Origin of the sequence: Bradyrhizobium sp. ISRA442 (assembly GCF_038085055.1) — a bacterium.
In the GTDB taxonomy this organism is placed as follows: Bacteria; Pseudomonadota; Alphaproteobacteria; order Rhizobiales; family Xanthobacteraceae; genus Bradyrhizobium.
Genome location: NZ_JALGCN010000020.1, coordinates 24,189 through 48,222 on the forward strand (window position 1 = coordinate 24,189; position 24,034 = coordinate 48,222).

A 24,034-nucleotide genomic window follows, 5' to 3' on the forward strand; every position below is an offset into this window, starting at 1 on the left:
GCCTGCGAGCCCGATCGGGCGGTCTTGCCCCCGCCGGGAGGATGAATGCACGGACTGCTGCCCGCGCTGAAACGCGGCTTCAAACGATGGATCGGCTGGCGACGCCTCGGAATTGCCGCGAGCGTCATGATCATCGCCTTCGCGATCACTACACTGGTACGGACCCTCAAGGGCATCGATACCAGCGTCATCCTGACCGCGTTAACCGAGATTCCCCGTGGAAGCATCGGGCTTGCCGCGATTTGTGTGCTCTTCGCGTTCTGTACGCTGACCTTCTATGACTTTTTTGCGCTGCGCACGATCGGTAAGAAACACGTTCCCTATCGCATTGCGGCGCTCTCCAGCTTCACCTCCTATTCGATCGGCCACAATATCGGTGCCACCGTCTTCACCGGTGGGGCGATCCGATTCCGGATCTATTCGGATTACGGGTTGAACGCGATCGACGTCGCCAAAATCTGTTTCCTCTCCGGCCTGACCTTCTGGCTCGGTAACATCTTCGTGCTCTCGATCGGCATGGCCATCCATCCGGACGCGGCCTCGGCGATGGATCAGCTCCCCTCGGCGATTAACCGTCTGATCGCATTGGGCGGTCTCGCCTCGATTGGCGCCTATCTGGTCTGGCTGTCCATGGGCGAGAAGCGTCGCGAGCTCGGCCAGAAGGGTTGGAAGGTGGTACTGCCGTCCGCCCCGCTGACGCTGGTGCAGATCCTGATCGGCGTGGTCGACCTCGGCTTCTGCGCCACCGCGATGTACCTGTTGATGCCGGCCAATCCGCCGATCGACTTCATGTCGCTCGCGGTGGTCTTCATCCTGGCGACGCTTCTCGGTTTCGCCAGCCATGCCCCCGGCTCGATCGGCGTGTTCGACGCCGCCATGCTGGTGGCGCTGCCGGAGTTCGGACGCGAGCAGCTCCTGGCCACTCTCCTGGTGTTCCGCATCCTCTATTTCGTAATTCCGTTCGGCCTTGCCATTTCCATCATGGGCACCCGCGAGCTCTGGATGAACGTGGTCGAACCATGGCAGGAGCGGCGGCGGCTGGCGGAGGCCTGCGCCCAGGCCAACCTACCCAAGCAGGTGACGCCGATGGAGCGCGAGCGGCCGTTGCGGCAGGCCAACAAGCGGTAAGGCGCTGGACGGGCGGCCTTAAACCGGTCAGACAAACGTCGCAGGCGGATCGATCAAGCCTCTCTTATTTCCGCCTCAACTTTGCCGTTGAAAACGCGGGCCATGATCCGAACCACCCTTCGCACCTTCCTCGCAGGCGCCCTGCTTGCCGGGATTCTCAGCGCTTTGCCGATTGAGCGCGCCGCCGCCCAGGACGCGGGCGCCATGCAGATCACCTGGGAGGTCCGCAACCGTTTCCGCCTGTTCCGCGAAGAGCGCGACTTCCTGCTGCATGTTGAGAACGCGCGGAACCGCAGCATCCTCTCCGCCGAGCAGTCGCTGGAAATCCAGAGCGAGGGCCGCGGCTGGGCCCGCAACATGGTCAACCGGCTCTGCATTGATCTCCAGGGCCGGATCAACCAGCCTTGCACCCGCGACAACGTCAAGGAGAACTACATCACCCCGATCGACCATCCCGTCACCGTGCGCCTGACCGGCGCGGTGCCGGTCGGGGCGATCTGCGCCTGGTCGTTCGACGACGGCGACGGGCCGCAAGCCTCGACCTTTGACTGCGCCGAGCCGGTGAACCTGCGCGTCCGCTACGGCAAGCAGACGGTCGCGACTGTCGACGTCTCTGCCGGCTCCGATCCGGTCCAGCGGGTCCAAACCGAGATACAGGTCCGCGACCTCTTCATCGCCGGTCTCGGCGATAGCATCGCCTCCGGCGAAGGCAATCCGGACCGGGCGCTGGCGCTGTCCGACGAAGGCTTCTGCTTCCGCTCCTATCTCGGCACGGCGGGTGCGCAGTACTACCGGCCGAGCCGCGCCGGCTTCAAGGGCGGCCGCGCCTGCGAGGCCCCCGATACGCTCGCCAACTGGCAGCGCTACGGCGCGCTTTGGTTCAACTCTCCCTGTCACCGCTCGCTCTACAGCTACCAGACCCGCACCGCGCTGGCGCTCGCGGTGCGCTACACCCACATCGCGGTGACCTATCTGCCGCTCGCCTGCACCGGTGCCAGCATCAGCGATGGGCTGCTCGGCTCGCAGCGCGCTCGCGAATGCCCGCCCGGCAAGAGCGGCACCTGCCAGACCAGCGTGAGCGCGCAGGTCTCCGAGCTGCGCGAGGCGCTCACCGCTGCCAGGAAGCGCCAGCCGGACCGCACGCTCGACCTCGTGCTGCTCTCGATCGGCGCCAACGACGTCTACTTCTCCGGCCTCGTTGCCGATGTCATCGTCGACACCGCGACCGAGCGCACGCTGTTCCGACGCTCCGGTGTGATGGCGAGCGTCGACGACTCCCGCGATGCGCTGACGCGCGAACTGCCGCAGAACTTCGTCAGGCTGCGCGAAGCGCTAAAGCCGCTCGTCGGCGGCGACCTCTCGCACGTCGTCTACGTCTCCTACGCCAATCCCGCGCTTGCAGATGGCGGCGTGCCCTGCCGCGGCGGCCGCGCCGGCTTCGACATCCATCCATCCTTCAACGCCGATCCACAGCGGCTCGCCCGGGTCTCGACCTTCGTCGACACCGAGTTCCTGCCGCAACTGAGGGGGCTCGCCACCTGCACCCGCGGCGCGCTGTGCCGCGATCCCGAGTCCGACCGGATGACTTTCGTCGATACGCATCAGGGCGCGTTCGCCGATCACGGCTTCTGCGCCCATTCCGGCAACGATCCCGAATTCGACCGCACCTGCTTTGCCGAGAACGGCCAGAGCTTCAATCCGGATATCGTGACCGCGGCGAGCCAGCCGATGCTGTGCGGACGCGGCGCTTCCGAATATCGCGCCTATCTGCCCCGCGCCCGCTGGATCCGCGACGCCAATGACAGCTACTTCGCCGCAATGACCTATCCGCAAGGCTTGCCGGCGGCGAGCCAGCCCACCGACATTCACGATGCCACCTGGGGCGTGCTGTCGGCCGTCTATGGCGGCGCCGTGCATCCCTCTGCCGAAGGCCACGCGGCGATGGCAGACGCGGCGCTTCCAGCCGCGAGCGCCGTGCTCGGGCTTGATGCAGTGCCGCCGGGCGTGACGCGGGGATTTTTGCCGCAGCTCCTGCCGAGCGCGCGGCAGTAAAAAAGAGCTCTCCCAAATCGTCATTGCGAGTGCAGCGAAGCAATCCAGAGTCCCTCCGCGGAAAGATCCTGGATTGCTTCGCTGCGCTCGCAATGACGAGATTGAGGAACGCGCTCGCCACCTTCTCGCTGTCATCGCCCGCGAAGGCGGCGATCCAGTATTCCAGAGGCGGTGACGAATACGGAGAAGCTGCGGCGTACTTCATTCCCCGCTTTCGCGGGGAATGACCGTGGAGTGGCTGGCGGCCATGTTCGCTATCCTCGCTATCGTTCCCCTCACCTGCCGTTCCATCAATCCAAAAACGGTATCAATCGATACCCCCTTCAACTTGGACAGTTTCCCGCACGCGCCTCTAGGAGTCCCCGCGAGGAAACGTTTCGACTTGAGGAGGCGCGTGATGAGCGCAGTGGTGTCCGCAGCGGACGTGAGGAGGTCTCGCGTCAGACTGTTCATCGTGACCATGTTGTTCCTGGTCACCACCGTCAACTATGCCGACCGCGCCACGCTGTCGATCGCGGGTCCCGCGCTCGCCAAGGAGCTCCATCTCGATCCCGTCGCCATGGGCTACATCTTCTCGGCGTTCGGCTGGTCCTATGTGATCGCGCAGGTGCCGGGCGGCTGGCTGCTCGACCGCTACGGTTCGCGCCTCGTCTACGCCTTCAGCATCATCGTCTGGTCGCTGTTCACGCTGATGCAGGGCTGGGTCGGCTTCTTCAGCGCCGGCACCGCGATCGTCGTCCTGTTCGCACTTCGCTTCCTCGTCGGCATCGCGGAGGCGCCCTCCTTCCCGGCCAACGCCCGCATCGTCGCGGCCTGGTTTCCCGGCAATGAGCGCGGCACCGCGTCGGCCTTCTTCAACTCGGGACAGTATTTCGCGACCGTGATCTTCGCGCCGCTGATGGGCTGGATCGCCCACGACTACGGCTGGCGCTACGTGTTCTTCGTGATGGGCGCGCTCGGCGTCGTCATGGGCCTTGCCTGGATCAAGACGGTCTACGGCCCGAAGGAGCATCCTTCGATCAACGAGGCAGAGTTCGACTACATCAAGGAGGGCGGCGCGCTGGTCGATCTCGATGCGCCCAAGGGCGAGCGCGCGCCGGACTCCGGCCCGAAATGGGACCATATCCGCCAGCTCCTCTCCAACCGCATGATGCTCGGCGTCTATCTCGGCCAGTACTGCATCAATACGCTGACCTACTTCTTCCTGACCTGGTTCCCGGTCTACCTCGTCAAGGAGCGCGGCCTGTCGATCCTGCAAGCCGGATTCGTCGCGACACTGCCGGCGCTGTGCGGCTTCATCGGCGGCGTGCTCGGCGGCATCATCTCTGATTTCATCCTGCGCAAGACGAACTCGCTGACTATGGCGCGCAAGATCCCGATCGTCGGCGGCATGCTCCTGTCGATGTCGATCATTGCCTGCAACTATGTCGACGGACAGGCGCTCGTTGTCGGCTTCATGGCGCTCGCCTTCTTCGGCAAGGGCATCGGCGCGCTCGGCTGGGCGGTCGTCTCCGATACCTCGCCGAAGGAAGCCGGCGGCGTCTCCGGCGGCTTGTTCAACACCTTCGGCAACCTCTCCTCGATCACCACCCCGATCGTGATCGGCTACATCGTGGCCGCGACTGGCTCGTTCAACGGTGCCCTCGTATTCGTCGGCATCAACGCGCTCATCGCCGCGATCGCCTATCTCGTCGTGGTCGGCAAGATCGAGCGGGTGGTGCTCAAGCGTTCCTCCTGAGGGCTCCCATGGGAGCTTGACCAGGCAACTCAACGGCGGCTTCACGGCCGCCGTCTTTGTTTTGGGGGTGATCGATGCTAGAAATGCCGGGGAAACGCCTTATCCATCTAAGGCATGTATCGATGTTTGACCTTAACCAGCTCCGCTGCTTCGTCACAGTGGCGGAGGAATTGCATTTCGGCCGCGCCGCCGCGCGGCTGAACATGACCCAGCCGCCGCTATCCAGGCAGATCCAGGTGCTCGAGCACATCATCGATGCGCCGCTTCTGGAGCGCACCAGCCGCTCGGTGCGGCTGACGCCGGCCGGGCGCAGCTTCCTGCCGGAGGCGCGGCGCATCCTCAAGCTTGCAGAGAGCGCTTCGCAGGTCGCCCGCCGCATCGCGCTCGGCAAGACCGGCTCGCTGAAGATCGGCTTCACCGCGGCCGCCGCCTACGGCTTCCTCCCCGAGCTCATCGCGGCCTGCCGCGCGAAATTGCCCGAGGTCGATTTCTCGTTGAAGGAGATGGTCTCGGGCGACCAGTTCGAGGCGCTGACCTCGGGCCAGATCGATGCCGGCCTGTTGCGGCCGCCGATCGCGCGGCCGGAGCTCACCAGCCGCCGCGTCGTCGCCGAGCCGCTGCTCGCCGCGATCCCGAAGAAGCATCCGCTGGCGAATGCCGAGAACATCACCATCAAAGATTTCGACGACCAGCCCTTCGTGATGTACTCGCCTTATGAGAGCCGCTACTTCCACGACCTCTTGGTGGCGCTCTTCACCCGCGCTGACATCCTGCCGCGCTATGTCCAGCACCTCAGTCAGATCCACTCGATCCTCGCTATGGTTCGCGCCGGCCTCGGCCTTGCCATCGTGCCGGCCGCGGCTGCGAGCCTGAAGATCTCCGACGTGCGCCTGCGCCCGCTCAAGCTGCGCACACGCGTCCCCGTGGAGCTGTTCATGGTCTGGCGCCGCGACGACGAGAACCCGCTGCTCTCGGCCCTGGTGAAGATCGCGGGCGAACTGGCCTCGCAGGACACCGCGGAAGATTGATGCTGATTCCGCATCAGTCGATATAGGCTTTGGCTTGGACGCGCATCGAACGGTCTCTTAAACAACGCCGCATGGACGCGGCTTTGGTTGCGTCCTCCACAACATGAGAGAAGGGAGTGGCGCCCATGAGCAAGATGACCCCGCAGGAGATGGCCAAGACAATCGGCTCTGGCCTCCTGTCCTTCCCCGTCACGCCCTTCAAGGCTGACTATTCCTTCGACGAGACCACCTACCGTGCCAACATGGACTGGCTCTGCGGCTACGACGTCGCGGGTCTGTTCGCCGCCGGCGGCACCGGCGAGTTCTTCTCACTGACGCCGACCGAAGTTCCGCAAGTGGTGAAGGTCGCTGTCGAAGAGACCAAGGGCCGCGTGCCGGTGCTCGCCGGCACCGGCTACGGCACTGCGATCGCGCGCGAGATCGCGATCGGTGCGGAGAAGGCAGGCGCTGACGGCCTGCTCTTGCTGCCGCCCTATCTCACACATTCCGAGCAGGACGGCCTTGCCGCCCATGTCGAGGCGGTCTGCGCCGCCGTGAAGATCGGCGTCATCGTCTACAACCGCGACAATGCCATCCTGCAGCCCGATACGCTGGCGCGTCTCGCCGAGCGCTGCCCGAACCTCGTCGGCTACAAGGACGGCATCGGCGACATCGAGCTGATGACCCGCGTCTACACCAAGCTCGGCGATCGCCTGACCTATATCGGCGGCCTGCCGACGGCGGAAACTTTCGCGCTGCCCTATCTCGACATGGGCGTGACGACCTACTCCTCGGCCGTGTTCAACTTCGTGCCGGAGTTCGCGACCAAATTCTACGCCGCCGTGCGCAAACGCGACCATGAGACGATCCATGCAGGCTTGAAGAACTTCATCCTGCCCCTGATCGCCATCCGCAACCGCAAGAAGGGCTATGCAGTCTCGATCATCAAGGCCGGCATGAAGGTGATCGGCCGCAACTCCGGCCCGGTCCGCCCGCCGCTCACCGACCTCACCGGCCAGGAGATTGCGGAACTGACCGCGCTGGTCGAGAAACTGCCCGCCATCCGATCGACACAACAGGCGGCAGAATAACGACACAAAAGGGAGGAGCAGCCGATGGTCGAGAGCGGAATCTCCGGCGCACCAGTCGTCACGTCGATGCAGGTGATTCCGGTCGCGGGCCGCGACAGCATGCTCCTCAACTTAAGCGGCGCGCATGCGCCGTTCTTCACGCGCAACATCGTCATCCTCACCGACAACTCCGGTCACACCGGCGTCGGCGAGGTGCCGGGCGGGCAAAAAATCTGGCAGACGCTGCAGGACGCGCGCGATCTCGTGATCGGCAAGACCATCGGCGCCCTGAACAACATTCTTGCCGACATCCGCACGGCCTTTGCCGACCGGGACGCCGGCGGCCGCGGCAAGCAGACGTTCGACCTGCGAGTCATGATCCATGCCGTTACAGCCGTGGAATCCGCGCTGCTCGATCTGCTCGGCCAGCACCTCGGCCTGCCCGTTGCGGCGCTGCTCGGCGAAGGCCAGCAGCGCAAGAGCGTCGAGACGCTCGGCTATCTCTTCTTCGTCGGCGACATCAACAAGAGCAAGCTCGATTACGTCAAGGGCGACACCGGCAAACCCGAATGGTTCAATCTCCGCCATCGGGAAGCGATGACGCCGGAGACAGTGGTGCGGCTCGCGGAGGCCACCCACGACCACTACGGCTTCGCCGACTTCAAGCTGAAGGGCGGCGTGCTGCGCGGCGAGCAGGAGATCGAGGCCGTCACCGCCATCGCCAAGCGCTTCCCCAAGGCGCGCGTCACGCTGGACCCGAACGGCGCCTGGTCGCTCGACGAGGCGATCCGGCTCTGCAAGGACATGCACGGCATCCTCGCCTATGCGGAGGATCCCTGCGGCGCCGAGGCGGGCTTCTCCGGCCGCGAGATCATGGCCGAGTTCCGCCGCGCCACCGGGCTGCCGACCGCGACCAACATGATCGCGACCGACTGGCGGCAGCTCTCCCACGCGCTGCGCTTAGGGGCGGTGGACATTCCGCTCGCTGACCCCCATTTCTGGACGATGCAAGGCTCGGTGCGCGTTGCCCAGACCTGCCGTGACAACGGCCTGACCTGGGGCTCGCACTCCAACAACCACTTTGACATTTCGCTCGCCATGTTCACCCATGTCGGCGCCGCCGCTCCCGGCAAGGTCACCGCGATCGATACCCACTGGATCTGGCAGGATGGCCAGGCGCTGACCAAGGAGCCGCTCCAGATCAAGGGCGGCCAGATCGCCGTGCCCGATCGTCCCGGCCTTGGCGTCGAAATTGACCGGGCAGCTATCGACGCCGCGCATGAGCTCTACAAGCAGCATGGACTTGGCGCCCGCGATGACGCTATTGCCATGCAGGACCTGATCCCCGGCTGGACCTTTGACGACAAGCGTCCCTGCCTAGTGCGTTAAGAAACTCTGGAGGAAGCGATGACTGCGATCCTGAAGAACTTCATCGGTGGCGAATGGGTCGATGGCCCCGGCGTCACCAGGAACATCAACCCCTCCAACACCAACGATCTCGTCGGCGAATACGCCAAGGCCGATAAGGCGCAGACCGAAAAGGCGATCGCAGCCGCGAAGGCCGCCTTCCCCGCCTGGGCACGCTCGACGCCGCAGGAGCGCTATGACGCGCTGAACAAGATCTCGACCGAAATCCTCGCCCGCAAGGAGGAACTTGGCCGCCTGCTCGCCCGCGAGGAAGGCAAGACGCTGCCTGAAGGCATCGGCGAGGTCGCGCGCGCCGGTCAGATCTTCGCATTCTTTGCCGGCGAAGCACTGCGGCTGACCGGCGAGAAGGGCCCATCCGTCCGTCCTGGACTCGAAGTCGAAATCACCCGCGAGGCGGTCGGCGTCGTCGGCATGATCACCCCCTGGAATTTCCCGATCGCGATCCCCGCCTGGAAGATCGCACCCGCGCTGTGCTACGGCAATACCGTCGTATTCAAGCCCGCCGAGCTCGTACCGGGCTCTGCGCATGCGCTCTCCGAGATCATCACCCGCTCCGGAATTCCGGCCGGCGTGTTCAACCTCGTCGTCGGCTCCGGCTCTGTGGTCGGCCAGACCTTGCTCGAGCATCCCGACGTCGCCGCGATCTCCTTCACCGGTTCGGTGCAGACCGGTCGCAAGATCGCGCAGGCCTGCGTACTGTCGAACCCCATGAAGAAATTCCAGCTCGAGATGGGCGGCAAAAATCCGCTGGTCGTGCTCGACGATGCGGATCTCAAGACTGCGGTCGAGGTCGCCGTCAACGGCGCCTATTTCTCCACCGGCCAGCGCTGCACCGCCTCCTCCCGCCTGATCGTCACCGAAGGCATCCACGACCGCTTCGTCGCAGCGATGACCGAGCGCATGAAGGGGCTGTCGGTCGATGATGCGCTCAAGGCCGGCGTGCATATCGGCCCCGTGGTCGACCAGAGCCAGCTCGACCAGGACCTGCGCTATCTCAAGATCGGCCAGGACGAAGGCGCCAAACTCGCCTGGGGCGGCGAGCTGCTGAACCGCGAGACGCCCGGCTACTACCTCCAGCCGGCGCTGTTCACGGAAGCCAACAACAACATGCGCATCGCGCGTGAGGAAATCTTCGGTCCGGTTGCCACCGTCATCCGCGCCAAGAACTACGAGGAGGCGCTCGCGATCTCCAACGACACCGAGTTCGGCCTCGCCTCCGGCATCTGCACCACCAGCCTGAAATACGCCACGCATTACAAGCGCAACAGCGAGGCCGGCATGGTGATGGTCAATCTGCCGACCGCCGGCGTCGACTATCACGTGCCGTTCGGTGGCCGGAAGGGTTCGAGCTATGGCGCCCGCGAGCAGGGCTCCTACGCCCGCGAGTTCTACACCGCGGTGAAGACCGCCTACACGAATCCCGGCTGATAGGCCGACACCGTAGGGTGGGTTCGCGTCAGCGTAACCCACCTCGGCCACAACGCATGAAGCATGGTGGGTTACGCCTTCGGCTAACTCACCCTACAATTCTGTTCTTGAGGAAAGCGCATGGACCAGGACATCGCGGCGAAAGAGCAGCCCCGCTACATCAAGCTCAACGAGCGCGACAATGTCGCGATCGTGGTCAATGATTTCGGGCTTCCCGCCGGCTCCCGCTTCGCCTGCGGGCTCACGCTGCGCGCTTTCGTGCCGCAGGGGCACAAGACGGCGCTGGTCGATATTGCGGAAGGCGCGCCGATAATCCGCTATGGCGAGGTGATCGGCTACGCGCTGGCGCCAATCCTCGCCGGCGAATGGGTCGATGAGGCACGCATCCGCATGCCGGAGGCGCCACCGCTCGACAAGCTGGAGATCTCCACCGCCGTCCCCGCTCCGCTGCCGCCGCTCGAAGGCTACACATTCGAGGGCTATCGCAATCCCGACGGCTCGGTCGGAACCAAGAACATCCTCGGCATCTCCTCCTCCGTGCAATGCGTCAAGGGCACGATGGAATATGCTGTGAAGCGCATCCGCACCGAGCTGCTGCCGAAATATCCGAACGTCGACGACGTCGTTCCCCTCACCCATGCCTATGGCTGCGGCGTCGCGATCACCGCGCCCGACGCGGTCGTGCCGATCCGCACGCTGCAAAATCTCGCGCTCAATCCGAACTTCGGCGGCGAGATCCTCGTCGTCGGCCTCGGCTGCGAGAAGCTCGCGCCCGAACGGCTGGTGCCGGAAGGCGTGGGCGACGCCATCGTCCGCATGCAGGACGAGGCCTTCGATGGCTTCGGCGCGATCGTCGATGCGATCATGACCCAGGCCGAGGCGCGGCTGAAAGTCCTCAACACGCGCAAACGCGAGACCTGCCCGGCTTCCGACCTCGTCATCGGCCTGCAATGCGGCGGCAGCGACGCCTTCTCCGGCGTCACCGCGAACCCCGCCGTCGGCTTCGCGGCCGACCTTCTGGTGCGCGCCGGCGCCACCGTGATGTTCTCCGAGGTCACGGAGGTGCGCGACGCCATCCAGCTCCTCACCCGCCGTGCCATCAACGAGGATGTCGGCCGCGCGCTGGTGCGCGAGATGGCCTGGTACGATTCCTATCTCGCCCGCGGCGGCGCCGACCGCAGCGCCAACACCACACCCGGCAACAAGAAGGGCGGGCTCGCCAACATCGTCGAGAAGTCGCTCGGCTCGATCGTCAAGTCCGGATCAAGCGCCATCACCGGCGTGCTCTCGCCCGGCGAGAAAGCGACGCAGAAGGGCATGCTGTTCGCGGCAACGCCGGCGTCCGATTTCATCTGTGGCACGCTCCAGCTTGCCTCTGGCATGACGCTGCAGGTGTTCACCACCGGCCGCGGCACGCCCTACGGCCTTGCCGCTGCACCCGTGATCAAGGTCGCAACCCGCAGCGAGCTTGCGCGGCGCTGGAAGGACCTGATCGACTTCGATGCGGGCCGCATCGCCACCGGCGAGAAGACCATCGAGGAAACCGGCTGGGACCTGTTCCGCCTGATCCTCGACGTCGCCAGCGGCCGCACCAAGCCCTGGTCGGACCGTTGGGGCATCCACAACGATCTCACATTGTTCAATCCAGCTCCGGTGACCTAGTTGTATCTTCCCGTCGTCATTCCGGGATGCGCCCACCGGGTCCGGCCTTCGGCCGGCCCGATGACAGGCTCCGACGCAGGCCCGGAATCCATATCCCCAGTTCGTGGTTATGGATTCCGGGCTCGACGCTTACGCGTCGCCCCGGAATGACAGTTCACGATAATCGCGTTTTAAGACCAAGAGGACTCCTGAATGTCCCGCATCACGACCCTGCGCACCATCCGCATCGATGAGCGGCCGAACCTGATCTGGGTCGAGATCGAGACCGACGAAGGACTGACCGGCTTAGGCGAGAGCTTCCGCGGCGCGCAGGCCGTCGAAGCCGCGGTACATGAGCTCGCCGCGCCCCTGCTGCTCGGCCAGGACTCCCGCCGGATCGAGGCGATCTCGCGCCAATTACTGACGCCGTATCTCGGCTTCCACAGCGTCAGCGCCGAGGTGCGCGCCGCCAGCGCCATTGACATCGCGCTGTGGGACATCAAGGGCCAGCGCCACGGCATTCCCGTGCACGAGGCGCTCGGCGGCGCGAGCCAGCTCGAGATCCGTGCCTACAACACCTGCGCCGGCTATGCCTACACAACACCAAGAGCGCCAAGCGCCGCGAGATCGGCGCTGAGGATGCCGCGCTCGGCCCCTATGACGACCAGATCGCCTTCATGCGCGACGCCGGCGCGCTCGCCGAAAGCCTCGTCAGCGAAGGCTTTGGCGCGATGAAGATCTGGCCGTTCGATCCCTTTGCCGCCAATGGCGGCCATTCGATTTCGCTCGCCGACCTCAACACCGGTCTCGAACCGTTCCGTAAGATTCGCGCCGCCGTCGGCGATCGCATCGAGATCATGTGCGAGCTGCACAGCCTGTGGGGCGCGCACACCGCCGAGCGCATCTGCCGTGCGCTGGAAGATTACGGCGTGTTCTGGGTCGAGGATCCGCTTGGCAAGATGGACGACGTGCAGAGCCTTGCCGACCTCAGGCGCCGCGTCAAGACGCCGATCTGCGGCAGCGAGACGCTGGCCGGCGCGGCGAGCTTCCGCAATCTGCTCGCGGCCGATGCCATCGACGTGGTCATGCTCGATATCGCCTGGTGCGGCGGATTGAGCGAAGCGCGCAAGATCGCCGCCCTTGCCGAGTCTTACAACAAGCCGCTCGCTCCGCACGATTGCACGGGACCGGTGGCGCTGATGGCGGGCCTGCACTTGGCGTTGCATGCGCCGACCGCGATCTTCCAGGAGGTGGTTCGTGCGACGCTGTCGACCTGGTATCGCGATCTCGTCACCGCGCTTCCGATTGTAAACAACGGCATCGTATCCGCGCCGACTGCACCCGGCCTCGGACTTGCGCTCAACCCGGACTTGCATCGCCGTGCGGACGCAGTGGTGCGAGAGTCGAAGCTTGGCGCGTAAGGCACAATCTGCGCGTCGTCACGCGACGGCCTCGAAACCGTCCGGAAACATTGGCGCGGAAAAACGTCTGCTCCGCTTCGTTGCGGCCGCACCACGCAGCAATGACGCGCGCTGGCGCACGTCAGAATTTTTCGAGCGCCCGCACCTCGCGTGCTGCGGTCGCCATCAGCGGCTTCACGGCCCGATCCTCGCGACCGACGATCACGCCCGAAGCAAAGGCGCCGGCTCTGCCGTTGCGGCGTGGCGCATGAAGTGCGGCATCAACGGCCATCTCGTGATGGGCGACGAAGTCGTTCAGCGAGCCCAAAGCATCCTGGATATTCTTCATATGTTTCGACAGGCGCGCGAGCTGCTTCTGCTCGCCTTTATCCGCGAACAGGCTCTCGAAAAACTCGATCGCGTATCTGAGCTTCTTGATCCCGATCCGGAACTTGTGCCGCTCCCGCGCGGACATCCGGTCGAGATGCCGGCCATCCTTGCGGACCTTCTTGATGCGGCGATGGAGCACGTCGCGCGCGAATTTTCCGATTCGTGTCTTGCCCTGGTCCGGTGCGATCGTTGAGCCGGATTCGATCCACTGCAACGTATCGATCAGCAGCGCGCGAAATCGCTCCGAACAGACCGCTTTCCTCGCACGCTCGAAGGCCCGCTCTCGCCGCTCCGAAAACTCCTGTCTGATCGCTTTGCCGCCGCGGCGCAGCAGGGCATCGCGGCTAGCCGGCTCGATATTGTCCTTCACGAACACGTCGATCTCACGCGCAGGCGCGAGCTCGTTCGACAACCACTTCAGATCCGTCTTGGCCTTTTCGCGACCCGTTCGCGACAGGATTCCAGAGAACAACGAGATGGCCGCGCGCAGACGCCGCAGGCCCACCCGCATCTGGTGAATGCCTTCCGCATCCCCGCGGCGTACGGCGTTGGCGTTGCCGGAGAAATGGCGCGCGGTCGCGCGGGCAACGATCCTGAATGCGCCGCCCGCGCTCATATTGGCATCCAGCATGATGCCGTCGGCGGACATGACCGGATGCTCCTCGCCGCGCGCGAGAGCATACCCGCGATCAGATTTTGACCGCAAGTCGAGCTCGGCCTGCGACTTGCGCTCGAGCGTCTTGGCCATCCGAAACAGGTCCACTGGGCGGCCGCTCTTGAGCTCGAGCTCGAGCTCCGCGATCGGGCTCGAGCGCGGTCCGGCAATGATCCGGCCACGGTCGATGGCGAGTTCGATCTCGCTGCGCCTGGTGCGGATCGGCAACGTGATGCGACGGACCGACGTCTCGAAGACCGGCTTCAGCTTGCGGCGCAGCTTTTTCGAGGCGATCGGCTCCAGTGGCGTGCCATCGGCCTTGCCAAGGTGCGGCACGTGACCCCTTATCTCGCTTTCCCATTCGCCGCGACCGAACTCGGCCCCGTTCGCCGACTTCACGGTCTGAACGTGCGTGTGGCCATCCCGTCGCACGCGAAGCGTCAACCCATGCCGCTTCAACCTGCATTTGGTGGTATCAAAATAGGTCGAGAGCAAATCGCTTGTGGCGCGCGTTCCCGCCTTGCCGCCCGGCACCCGCCCCTGCGCTATTGTCGCGAGGCGACGCGCAGGAACCTGGAATTTTAATTCGGCTTCGACGGCCATCCCGACCTCCGCACGCTCGGCGGACTTCCTGTAACGCACGAGAACGCACCAGGTGCCGCGATGGACGATGAAGCCGGGAACCGCCTTGCGCAGCCCCTTGAGTGCTTCGCTGCGCTCGCAATGACGAGCTCGAGGTCCGCACGTTCCACACCAATGCTGTCATCGCCCGCCTTGTGCGCAATTGCGCACTGGGGGCCGGCTATGACAGCGGTGTGTGAGGGAAGCGCTCGAGAAGGACCCGCGACGTGGCCCTACTGCTTCGCCGGCGCCATCATCGCCCCGCCCTTCTTCGCCGCAGGCGCCGACGGCTTCACGGCGGCGGCCTGGGCGGGGAGATATTTGGCGATGATGGCCGGATCGATCTGCGCCATGTTGGCGTCCGGCAGGCGGGTCCAGGTCTCGTCCTTGCCGAGCAGCGAAATGCCGAGATAGCCGCGCAAGGTCAGCGTCTGCCCGTCCGGACTGACCTTCATGTTGGCCTTCCAGATGTTGCCGTCGCGCGGATTGAGCACGTTGCCGCCTTCGTACTTCAATCCCTCGCGCTTCATGTTGCGGACGAAGGAGATGCCGAGCAGCGGCGCGTTCTTGCGGTCGTCCGTGCACTTGGCGCAGATCTCGTTCGGATTGTCGCCGGGCCGCGGAAAGGTCTTGGCGATGACGCCTTCGAAGACGCCATTGTGGTCGACGAAGAGAAACCATCCCACCGGCCTGCCGTCTTCGACCTTCTGCCAGAGGCCCGCAGCGGTGGGCTCCGGCGCTTGCGCGGTAGCCGGGCGAACCGCACCGAGCGCGAGCCCGATCGCGAGAAGCGAGAGCAGCCGAGGGCTGGAAACGAGATTCCGCATTATGATCACCTTGCTAAGCCACGACTGGGATGGCCGCAGACTACGGCGATTTCGCGAAGGGTTCCAGCATCAGAAACATGGGGCATCGCCTTCCCGCCGCGGTAAGCTCAGTTGACTCCGAGCTTCTTTTGCAGGCTGGAGGACGAGGTCGTGTACTGGAACACCAGCCGCTTGTCCGGATAGACGTAGCGGTGGGCTTTTTGCGCCATCAGCGCGCCCTCGTGGAAACCGCACAGGATCAGCTTGATCTTGCCGGGATAGGTGTTGATGTCGCCGATCGCGAAGATGCCGGACACGTTGGTCTCGAATGCGGACGTCTCGACCGGCACCAGATTGTGCTCCAGCGCGATACCCCAGTTAGCGACCGGACCGAGCTTCATGGTGAGGCCGAAGAACGGAAGCATGGTGTCGCAGGAAACTTCGGCAATGCTGTTGTCGTTGCCTTTCACGGTGGCGCCGGTGAGCTTGCCGTCGGCTCCGGACAGCGCGGTGACCTGGCCGAGCCTGAGATCCATCTTGCCGGCCGCCACCAGCGCGCGCATCTGTTCGACGCTGTGTGGCGCGGCGCGGAATTCATCGCGACGGTGCAGCAGCGTGACGCGCTTGGCGAGCGGATGCAGGTTGAGCGTCCAGTCGAGCGCGGAATCGCCGCCGCCGACGATCAGCACGTTCTTGTCGCGGAACGTCTCCATCTTGCGCACGGCGTAGTGCACCGAGGTGCCCTCGTAGGCCTCGATCCCCGGCACCGGCGGACGCTTGGGCTGGAACGAGCCGCCGCCCGCGGCAATCACCACCACCTTGCATTCGAACACCTTGCCGGTGTCGGTAGTGCAGCGAAACAGGGGATCGCCGATCTTCTCCACCGTCTCCACCATCTCGCCGAGATGGAAGGTCGGATGGAACGGCTTGATCTGTTCCATCAGCGCGTCGGTAAGGCCCTGGCCCGAAACCTGCGGAATGCCGGGAATGTCGTAGATCGGCTTTTCCGGATAGAGCTCGGCGCACTGGCCGCCGACCTTGTCGAGGATGTCGACGAAATGCGCCTTCATGTCGAGAAGCCCAAGCTCGAAGGCGGCGAACAGACCGCAGGGGCCGGCGCCAATAATCAGCACATCGGTTTTGATCGTGTCGCTCATGTCGTCTCTTTATCGGTGGTTATCGGTTGGACGGCGCCAGACGGGCAGAGGGAACCTTTCCTGTCTAGCCAACGAGGATAGATCAGGGAAGGCATAAAAGCAGGAGCACCCCGCAGCCTGGCCTACTTGCCGGGTCAAAATAACTGAGCTGTAAGGGATGAGGGATATGACGGAGATCAATCGGTGAACGCACCAAGCCACCTCGATACGACGCCGCGACTGGAGGACTTCCCCTATCGGCTCAGCGACAACGTCCGCTTCGGCGATCTCGATCCCAACCAGCACGTCAACAACGCGGTCTACGCCACCTATTTCGAGACCGGCCGCGTGACGCTGATGAAGAGCCCGCAATACGGGCTGACGCCGCCGGGCCTCGCCTGGATCATGGTGCGGCTCGACATCCATTTCCGCGCCGAGCTGCACTGGCCCAACACCATCGAGCTCGGCCTCGGCGTCGTGAAACTGGGCCGGACCTCGGTGACCTTCGAGCAGGTCGTGTTTTCGGAAGGAACGTGTATCGCCTCGGCGACGTCGGTCGGCGTCATGCTCGACGAGGCGACGCGGCGGCCGGCCCCCCTCACCGCCGAGATCGTCGAGAAGCTCAGACCCTGGCACAAGCGCGGTATCGAGGTCGCGCCGCCGAGCATCTAGAACATATGGAATATGTAAGAAGGATCAGGCCTGGCGTTCCGGCGTCGACACCACGAGCCCGTCGAGTTCGTCGCTCACCTTGATCTGACAGGACAGGCGCGAGTTCGGACGCACGTCGAAGCCGAAGTCGAGCATGTCCTCTTCCATCGGCGTCGGGCTGCCGACCTTCTCGCGCCAGGCTTCATCGACATAGACATGGCAGGTGGCGCAGGCGCAGGCGCCGCCGCATTCGGCCTCGATCCCGGGAATGCTGTTGCGGATGGCGGCTTCCATCACGGTCGCGCCGTTCTCGATGTCCACCGTGCGGGTTTCGCCCTTGTGGTCGATGAAGTGAATCTTGGCCATGTGTGCTCGTGCTGCCGGGATCTTTGGAATAAGGGAGGGTCCGGGCTGTCCTATAACGGGTCGATCCGGCCTGCGCTAGTGCGCAAGCCACCGGGTCGCCGCGGGATCGCGGCTCAGGCCTTCAGGATCGTCGCGATGACGGCACGGACCTCGGCCACCGCCTCCTTCAGCGCGGCGAAGGCGCGGGGCGGGTTTTCGCCGGTCCGGATCGCGGTCTCGAGCCCCGCCGCGGCATCGGCCACCGCAAAGGCACCGACCCCGCGCGCGGACCCTTTAAGCTTGTGTGCGAGCACGGCGGCATCGGCCGGCACGGCCGACATCGCGGCGATCAGCCGGACCGACTGCTCGGCGAACATCGCGAGCACTTCCTGTTCCACCTCGGCATCGCCGAGGGTCATGCGCGCGAGATGGTCGAGATCAAGGGGGCTGTCGAGAGGTGCAAGCGGCGGCGAGGGCATCCAGTCCATCCGTTGCAGGTCAGGCATCATGGCGACAGGCCCCCCGGCATCGCGCGGCGCTCCTCCGATCGGGCGGCGAGCTTTGCTTCACCCAAGCATGGAAATGGTTAACGAAGTGTTTGGACGGCTTTACGTAATTCTGCCCGTTTATTGACGAAAAGTTGCCGCAATCGGTCGAGTTCCGTGGAAAATTCCATTTAGTGCTAAGGCGTTACGGCCCGATCCTGTTAACGATGATTAAGAATGTCTTAATCGCGGGCATTTCATTCGCGACGCTCTGCCAATAGGATGTTGCGGAAATTAGCGGACAAGCCGTTCGGGTGGGGACGGCTCGGAGATCCGCATAAGCGGCATGATCCGGTCTGTGGGCTTGCGTGGCGCGCGGGGCTCGCGGGGGGCGTGACAAGTAACGAGGGCTCAGACTGAACATGGCGAACACTCCCAAAAAGGTCAAAGACCCAACTGAAGTGGCACTTTCTGCGATCCAGGAAGCCCTGAACATCAGCGACACCGCTGCGGACACCAGCCGCGCTGCATCGGCAGCGCGCAACGACGCGGTGCCTCCGGTGGCGCCGCCCGCACCTCCCGTGTTCGACGATCCCGCTTTCGAGCCGCGGCCGGCCGCCAACGAGCGGGCGGTGTTCGAATCGATCGAGGAGCCCCGCCCCTCGCACCGCGCCGCCAACGACGACCGCGAGACCATCGGCCAGTTGCTCCAGGCACTGCAGAAGGGCCGCCCCGCCCGCAGCGTGTACACCTTCGCGACCGTGTTCGCCGGCATCTGGCTCGCGGCCTGCGCCGCGCTGAGCGTCGGCTTCCTGCCCTCGATCCAGGCCGCCATGGGCCAGAGCGGCGGCGTGCTGGTCATCGCCGGCCTGATTGCGATGTTCTTCGCGCCCATCATGCTGTTCTACTTCCTCGCGAGCCTCGTCTGGCGCGGCCAGGAGATGCGCATGATCGCGCAGGCCATGGCACAAGTGGCGATGCGCTTCTCCGAGCCGGAAGGCTCGGCCTCCGATTCGATGGTCACCGTCGGCCAGGCGATCCGCCGCGAAGTCGCCGCCATGGGCGACGGTATCGAACGCGCGATCGCGCGCGCCGGCGAGCTCGAAACGCTGGTCGCGAACGAAGTCGCGGCGCTCGAACGCGCCTATTCCGACAACGAAGTGCGCATCCGAGCCCTGCTTCAGGACATCGCCCACCAGCGCGACAACCTGGTCGGCCAGGCCGAGCAAGTCCGCAGCGCCATCTCGGGCGTACAGATCGACCTGCGCCACGACATTGCGCTGATCTCCGATGCGATCGCCTCGCGCGTCGACGAGGTCGCCAAGAGCATCACCGGCGCGCTGGAAGAGCGCGGCGCCCATATCACCCAGGCGCTCAGCAACGCGGGCGACAACATGATCCTGGCGCTCGGCGAGCGCGGCGGCGACCTGCTCGACCGCCTCGAAGAGGCCAGCAACGAGACCACGCGCGCCGTGCTCGACGCCAGTGAGCGGCTGACTACCAGCCTCAACTTCAAGACCGGCCACGTCCACGATGAGTTCGTCGACCTCGCCGACCGCGTCCACGAAATGCTGAACGAGCGCATTGACCGCATCACCGGCGAGTTCGAGCAGCGCTCCGCCGCGATCGTCGATGGCATCTCCGAGCGTACCGAGCAGGTGCACGACTCCCTGAAGAATTCGTCCGACTCGCTGCTGCTCGAACTCGAGCTGCGCAGCAACGACCTCTCCGCCAAGATCGACGACGCCGGCAACCGGCTGGCCGGCCAGATCATGAGCTCCGGCGATAAGGCCAGCGAGGCGCTCGACGCCACCGTGAACACGCTGGTCGCCAAGGTGGTGAGCCAGACCGAGACCGCGCATGACTCGCTGTCGCTGCAGATGAGCGCGTTCGACGAGCTGGTGAAGAACCAGGGTGCCGAGCTGGTCGAGAAGTTCGCCCGCGACTCCGGCACGCTGGGGGCGCTGATCACGCGCCACATCTCCGAGTTCGACCGCACCGTGAAGACGTTCGGCGGCGAGATCGTCGATCGCATGGGTCAGCGCACGCAGGACATTGCCGAAACGCTGAAGACGTACGTCGAGAACTTCGACACCCGCCTCACCTCGAACGGCGGCCAGATCACCGCGGCGCTGGATCAGCGCCTGGTGCAGTTCGAAACCACGCTGGGCGAACGCGTCACCAACCTCGACTCGTCGATCGAGGGCCACATCAAGACCTTCGACGAGCAGTTCGGCGGCCGCGTCGGCGTCCTCGAACAGTCGTTCGATGCGCGCGCGAAATCCGTCACCGAGACCATCGACGCACGTCTCAACACACTGGCGACGTCGCTGACCGACGGCGCCACACAGGCGATCCAATCGATCGACTCCCGCCTCACCCACCTCACGACGTCGCTCACGGATGGCGCCTCGCAGACGATCCAGTCGATCGATGCCCGCCTCACCCATCTGACGGCGACGCTGACGAACGGCGCATCGCAGGCCGTGCAGTCGATCGACACGCGCCTCACCCTCCTGACCTCGACGCTCACGGACGGCACAGCGCAGGCGATCGAGGCGGTCGACCGCCGCATCGCCGGCGTCACCGAGACCATCGACGGCCGCAGCCTGCACCTGACCGACACGGTCACGGCGCGCTTCCAGGAGATCCACCAGGCCATCGAGGCCAAGGTCGGCTCGGTCGCCAACGACATCGACGTGCGCGTCGCGCAGTTCGAGGACCTGCTCGGCTCGCGTGTCGAGGCCGTTGCCGGCCGCATCGAGAGCAGCGGACGCCAGGCCAGCGAAGACCTGATGTCACGCTCCGAGATGATCTCGACCGCGATCCGCTCGCATGTCGAGGACGCCGAGCGCTCGCTCACCAACCTCGTGGTCAACACCAGCGAGACGATCCAGACCGGCGCGCGCGCCGCCCAGCAGTCGCTGATGACGGTCTCCTCCGAGGTCAACGCGCAGCTCAATCTGACCTCGGCCGAGGTCGAGCGCGCGCTGACTGCGGTCGGCACGGGCGCCGCGAACTCGATCCTGGCCAGCGCCCGTGAGGCGCAGTCGACCCTGGTCGGGGCGTCGGGCGAAGCATCGAACCAGATCAAGGCCCTGTCGGCCGACATCGAGCGCACCCTGTCGGCAGCGGGATCGGCGACCGCCGCCTCGATCCTGGCGGGCGCCCGCGAGGTGCAGACCACGCTCGTCACCGCCTCCGCGGACGCGGCGACCCATGTCAAGACGCTCACCGCCGACGTGCAGCACTCGCTGTCGATGGCCGGTGCCACCACGGCCGAGGCGATCACCGCCGGTGCGCGTGATGCGCAGGGCACGCTGATCGCGGCTTCGACCGAGACCGCCAATCAGATCAAGGCGCTGTCCTCGGACGTGCAGCGCTCGCTCTCGATGGCGGGTACCTCGACGGCCGAGACCATCACGGCCGGCGCCCGCGAGGCCCAGACCACGCTGGTCACGGCGTCCTCGGATGCGGCAAACCAGGTCAAGTCGCTCGCAGCCGAGGTGCATCGTTCGCTCTCGCAGGCCGGCCAGATGACGGCCGAAACGATCACGGCCAGCGCCCGCGACGCCCAGAGCACCCTGCTCGCTGTCTCGGTCGAGCAGACCGGCCAGGTCCGCTCGCTCGCGGCCGAGATGCAGCGCGCGCTGGCGACCGCCGGCGGCGCTACCATCGAGGCGCTCACGAGCGGCGTGCGCGAGGCCCAAGGCACGCTGATCTCCGCTTCGACGGACGCAGCAAGCCAGATCAAGTCGCTGACCACGGACATCGAGCGCACGCTGACCGCGGTCGGCGCCGACACGGCCTCGACGATCCTCAACAGCGCGCGCGAAGCGCAGACGTCCCTGACCTCGACGTCGGCGGACGCCGCCAGCCAGATCCGCACGATCTCGACCGAAATCGAGCGTGCGCTCGGCGCGGCCACCGCGAACGCGACCAACGACATCCAGACCAGCGCGCTCAACGCGCAGAACGCGCTGATCAGCGCCTCCAACGAGGCGAGCTCGCGAGTCAAGTCGAGCTCGGCCGACGTCGAGCGCTCGGTGCTCGCCGCCAGCAGCAGCTTCGGCCAGGCTATGACCGGCAAGACCGACGAGATCGTCACCTACGTGCAGCAGCAGGCCGACCGCCTGTCGAACATGATCGACGCCAAGCGCGGTGCGCTGATCGATGCGATCGGCTCGAAAGCCAGTCAGCTCACGCTCGACATCGACCGCGTCACGTCGGACGCGCTGAAGTCGATCGAGACGCGCGGCCAGGCGTTCTCGCAGACGATGATGGGCAACGGCTCCGACGTGGCGCGCACCATCAACGCGGCGAGCGAGCTCGCCACTGGCGCGGTCGCCAAGTCGCTCAAGGACCTCGAGCAAGCCTCGCGTTCCGCGATCGACCAGTCGCGCCAGGTCTCGATCGCGGCGGTCACCGAGATGCAGGAGACCAGCAAGATCCTGCGCACCGACACGGTGGCCCTGTTCGAGCGGCTGCGCGAAGGCAACATCCTCCTCCAGGAGGTGCTGACCGGGGCGCACGACAACCTCAACTCGCTCGAGCGGGCGCTGGTGACGCGCGTCGCCGACTTCGTCTCGGCGATGAACGACGTCACCGCCCGCAACGGCACGGCGACGCAGAACCTGGAAGAGCAGCTCAACGTGTTCAACACCAAGACCACGAAAGCGCTCCAGGATCTCGGCGAGCTGTCGACCCAGTTCGACGCTCACGGCAAGGCGCTCGTCGATGCCGCGACCGTTGTCGAGCAGAGCAACAAGAACACCACCGCTTCGCTTGCCGAGCGCAAGCAGGCGCTGGAGTCGCTCGTCACCACGATCGACCTGCGCACGGCCGATCTCGACCAGCGGCTGTCGCGCTTCACCGGCCTGCTCGATGAATCGCTCGCCGCAGCCGAAGAGCGCGCCCGCGACATCGCCCGCGTCGTGGCAGAGACCGCCGGCGCCGGCTCGGCCGCGATCACCCGCCAGTTCGAGGCGGTGCGGTCCGCGTCCGAAGAGGAACACCGGCAGACCATCGAGGCCATGCACGACATCTACCGCCAGACCACTGACGAGGCGGATGCGATGTTCAAGCAATCGACCGAGAAGTTCGCCAACCTCGTCTCCAGCATGAAGCAGATGGCGTTCGAGATGCACAACGAGCTCGAAGCCACCCGCAACGAGCTGCGGCGCGGTGTGCTCGAGATGCCTCAGGAGGCCGCCGAGAGCACCGCGCAGATGCGCAAGGTGATCGTCGACCAGATCGAGGCGCTCGCCGAGCTCAACCGCATCGTGGCGCAGCACGGCCGCGGTCTCGATGTCACGACGACAGGCCGCGCCACGGTCCAGCGTCAGGAAGAGCCGATGTTGGCAGCCGTCGCCGGCCGTGGCACCGAGACGCGCATGCGCGAGAGCACCAGCGCCTCGACCCTGCCGCCGCCCGACCTCGGCGTGCCCGCCTCGCGCCGCCCCGAGGCTTCCCCGGTCGCGCCCGCCGGCAACGACCAGGGCCGTGACGGCTGGCTGTCGGACCTCTTGAACCGCGCCGACACCGGTCCTGCCGCCCCGGCGGGCCGTGAGGCACCGCGCGGCCGTGCTCCGGCTCCGCAGCAGCCGCAGGCCTCGCAGAACGGTGGTAATCCGCTGGAGTCGCTGTCGCTCGACATCGGCCGGCTGATGGACCGCAACCTCGCATCCGAGATGTGGGACCGCTATCAGCGCGGCGAGAACAAGGCCTTCACCAAGCGGCTCTATACGCCCGCCGGCCAGAAGGCCTTCGACGAGGTCGCCCGCAAGTACCGCGCCGACCGCAACTTCAAGGGCACGGTCGACCGCTACATCGCGGAGTTCGAACGCCTGCTCGACGAAGTCGCCCGCGACGGCCGTGGCCCGCAGGAGCTGCGCAGCCACCTCACCTCGGAGACGGGTCTGGTCTACACCCTGCTCGCACATGCAGCGGGACGGCTGGGGTGAGACGAAGCTCGCGAATGGCGAGTAGCGAATAGCGCATGAAAAACGGAGCCCTCGCGGGCTCCGTTTTGTTTTGGATCGACGCTGTGTGGA

General features: G+C 65.4%; 17 protein-coding genes. 12 read left to right on the plus strand and 5 right to left on the minus strand.

The features are described from left to right. Positions 1-45 precede the first annotated feature (45 nt). The 10 genes from MTR72_RS30765 (at position 46) to MTR72_RS30810 (ending at position 12,913) form a co-directional block, all read left to right on the plus strand. Positions 46-1,128 (plus strand): lysylphosphatidylglycerol synthase transmembrane domain-containing protein, encoded by a 1,083-nt coding sequence (locus tag MTR72_RS30765; RefSeq protein WP_341511683.1) that lies wholly within the window; start codon positions 46-48, stop codon positions 1,126-1,128. A gap of 102 nt (positions 1,129-1,230) precedes the next feature. Then, a complete protein-coding gene (locus tag MTR72_RS30770; RefSeq protein ID WP_341511684.1) occupies positions 1,231-3,180 on the plus strand; it encodes a hypothetical protein in 1,950 nt (649 codons plus the stop codon). Positions 3,181-3,577: 397 nt separating this feature from the next. Further along, positions 3,578-4,918: an MFS transporter gene (locus MTR72_RS30775; protein ID WP_341511685.1), complete on the plus strand. Its 1,341-nt coding sequence runs from the start codon at positions 3,578-3,580 to the stop codon at positions 4,916-4,918. Between the two features lie 122 nt (positions 4,919-5,040). After that, a complete protein-coding gene (locus MTR72_RS30780) occupies positions 5,041-5,946 on the plus strand; it encodes a LysR substrate-binding domain-containing protein (RefSeq protein WP_341511686.1) in 906 nt (301 codons plus the stop codon). 125 nt (positions 5,947-6,071) lie between these two features. After that, positions 6,072-7,016 carry a 5-dehydro-4-deoxyglucarate dehydratase gene (gene kdgD / locus MTR72_RS30785; RefSeq protein WP_341511687.1) on the plus strand — a complete coding sequence of 315 codons (945 nt, stop codon included), beginning with the start codon at positions 6,072-6,074 and terminating at the stop codon, positions 7,014-7,016. A gap of 24 nt (positions 7,017-7,040) precedes the next feature. Next, positions 7,041-8,384 (plus strand): glucarate dehydratase, encoded by a 1,344-nt coding sequence (gene gudD, locus MTR72_RS30790; RefSeq protein WP_341511688.1) that lies wholly within the window; start codon positions 7,041-7,043, stop codon positions 8,382-8,384. A gap of 18 nt (positions 8,385-8,402) precedes the next feature. Next, positions 8,403-9,851 carry an aldehyde dehydrogenase family protein gene (locus MTR72_RS30795; RefSeq protein WP_341511689.1) on the plus strand — a complete coding sequence of 483 codons (1,449 nt, stop codon included), beginning with the start codon at positions 8,403-8,405 and terminating at the stop codon, positions 9,849-9,851. A 120-nt stretch (positions 9,852-9,971) separates the two neighbouring features. Then, positions 9,972-11,513, plus strand: coding sequence for a galactarate dehydratase (gene garD, locus MTR72_RS30800; RefSeq protein ID WP_341511690.1), 1,542 nt, complete (start codon positions 9,972-9,974; stop codon positions 11,511-11,513). A gap of 192 nt (positions 11,514-11,705) precedes the next feature. After that, positions 11,706-12,227: a hypothetical protein gene (locus MTR72_RS30805; RefSeq protein ID WP_341511691.1), complete on the plus strand. Its 522-nt coding sequence runs from the start codon at positions 11,706-11,708 to the stop codon at positions 12,225-12,227. Beyond that, positions 12,170-12,913 (plus strand): mandelate racemase/muconate lactonizing enzyme family protein, encoded by a 744-nt coding sequence (locus tag MTR72_RS30810; protein WP_341511692.1) that lies wholly within the window; start codon positions 12,170-12,172, stop codon positions 12,911-12,913. Before MTR72_RS30805 ends, MTR72_RS30810 begins: the two co-directional genes overlap by 58 nt. Positions 12,914-13,034: 121 nt before the next feature. Here MTR72_RS30810 and MTR72_RS30815 read toward each other — a convergent pair whose 3' ends face one another. From MTR72_RS30815 to MTR72_RS30825, 3 genes are all read right to left on the minus strand, one after another. After that, positions 13,035-14,540 (minus strand): CYTH and CHAD domain-containing protein, encoded by a 1,506-nt coding sequence (locus MTR72_RS30815; protein ID WP_341511693.1) that lies wholly within the window; start codon positions 14,538-14,540, stop codon positions 13,035-13,037. Between the two features lie 251 nt (positions 14,541-14,791). Continuing rightward, complete coding sequence (locus MTR72_RS30820) at positions 14,792-15,385, minus strand: DUF2147 domain-containing protein (RefSeq protein ID WP_341511694.1); 594 nt, start codon at positions 15,383-15,385, stop codon at positions 14,792-14,794. 107 nt (positions 15,386-15,492) lie between these two features. Further along, the gene (locus tag MTR72_RS30825) at positions 15,493-16,521 is read right to left on the minus strand and encodes an NAD(P)/FAD-dependent oxidoreductase (protein ID WP_341511695.1); all 1,029 of its coding nucleotides are present in this window, start codon (positions 16,519-16,521) and stop codon (positions 15,493-15,495) included. Positions 16,522-16,704: 183 nt separating this feature from the next. On the opposite strand from MTR72_RS30825, the gene MTR72_RS30830 reads away from it, so the two are divergent. Further along, positions 16,705-17,172, plus strand: coding sequence for an acyl-CoA thioesterase (locus tag MTR72_RS30830; RefSeq protein ID WP_341511696.1), 468 nt, complete (start codon positions 16,705-16,707; stop codon positions 17,170-17,172). Between the two features lie 24 nt (positions 17,173-17,196). Here the strand turns inward: MTR72_RS30830 and MTR72_RS30835 are convergent, their stop codons facing one another. Together MTR72_RS30835 and MTR72_RS30840 are read right to left on the minus strand one after the other, a co-directional pair. After that, positions 17,197-17,517 carry a 2Fe-2S iron-sulfur cluster-binding protein gene (locus MTR72_RS30835; protein ID WP_027552706.1) on the minus strand — a complete coding sequence of 107 codons (321 nt, stop codon included), beginning with the start codon at positions 17,515-17,517 and terminating at the stop codon, positions 17,197-17,199. Between the two features lie 113 nt (positions 17,518-17,630). Then, entirely contained in the window at positions 17,631-17,975 is a 345-nt protein-coding gene (locus MTR72_RS30840) for an Hpt domain-containing protein (RefSeq protein WP_341511697.1), read from the minus strand. A gap of 428 nt (positions 17,976-18,403) precedes the next feature. On the opposite strand from MTR72_RS30840, the gene MTR72_RS30845 reads away from it, so the two are divergent. After that, a complete protein-coding gene (locus MTR72_RS30845; protein WP_341511698.1) occupies positions 18,404-23,944 on the plus strand; it encodes an apolipoprotein A-IV repeat region-like domain-containing protein in 5,541 nt (1,846 codons plus the stop codon). Positions 23,945-24,034 lie beyond the last annotated feature (90 nt).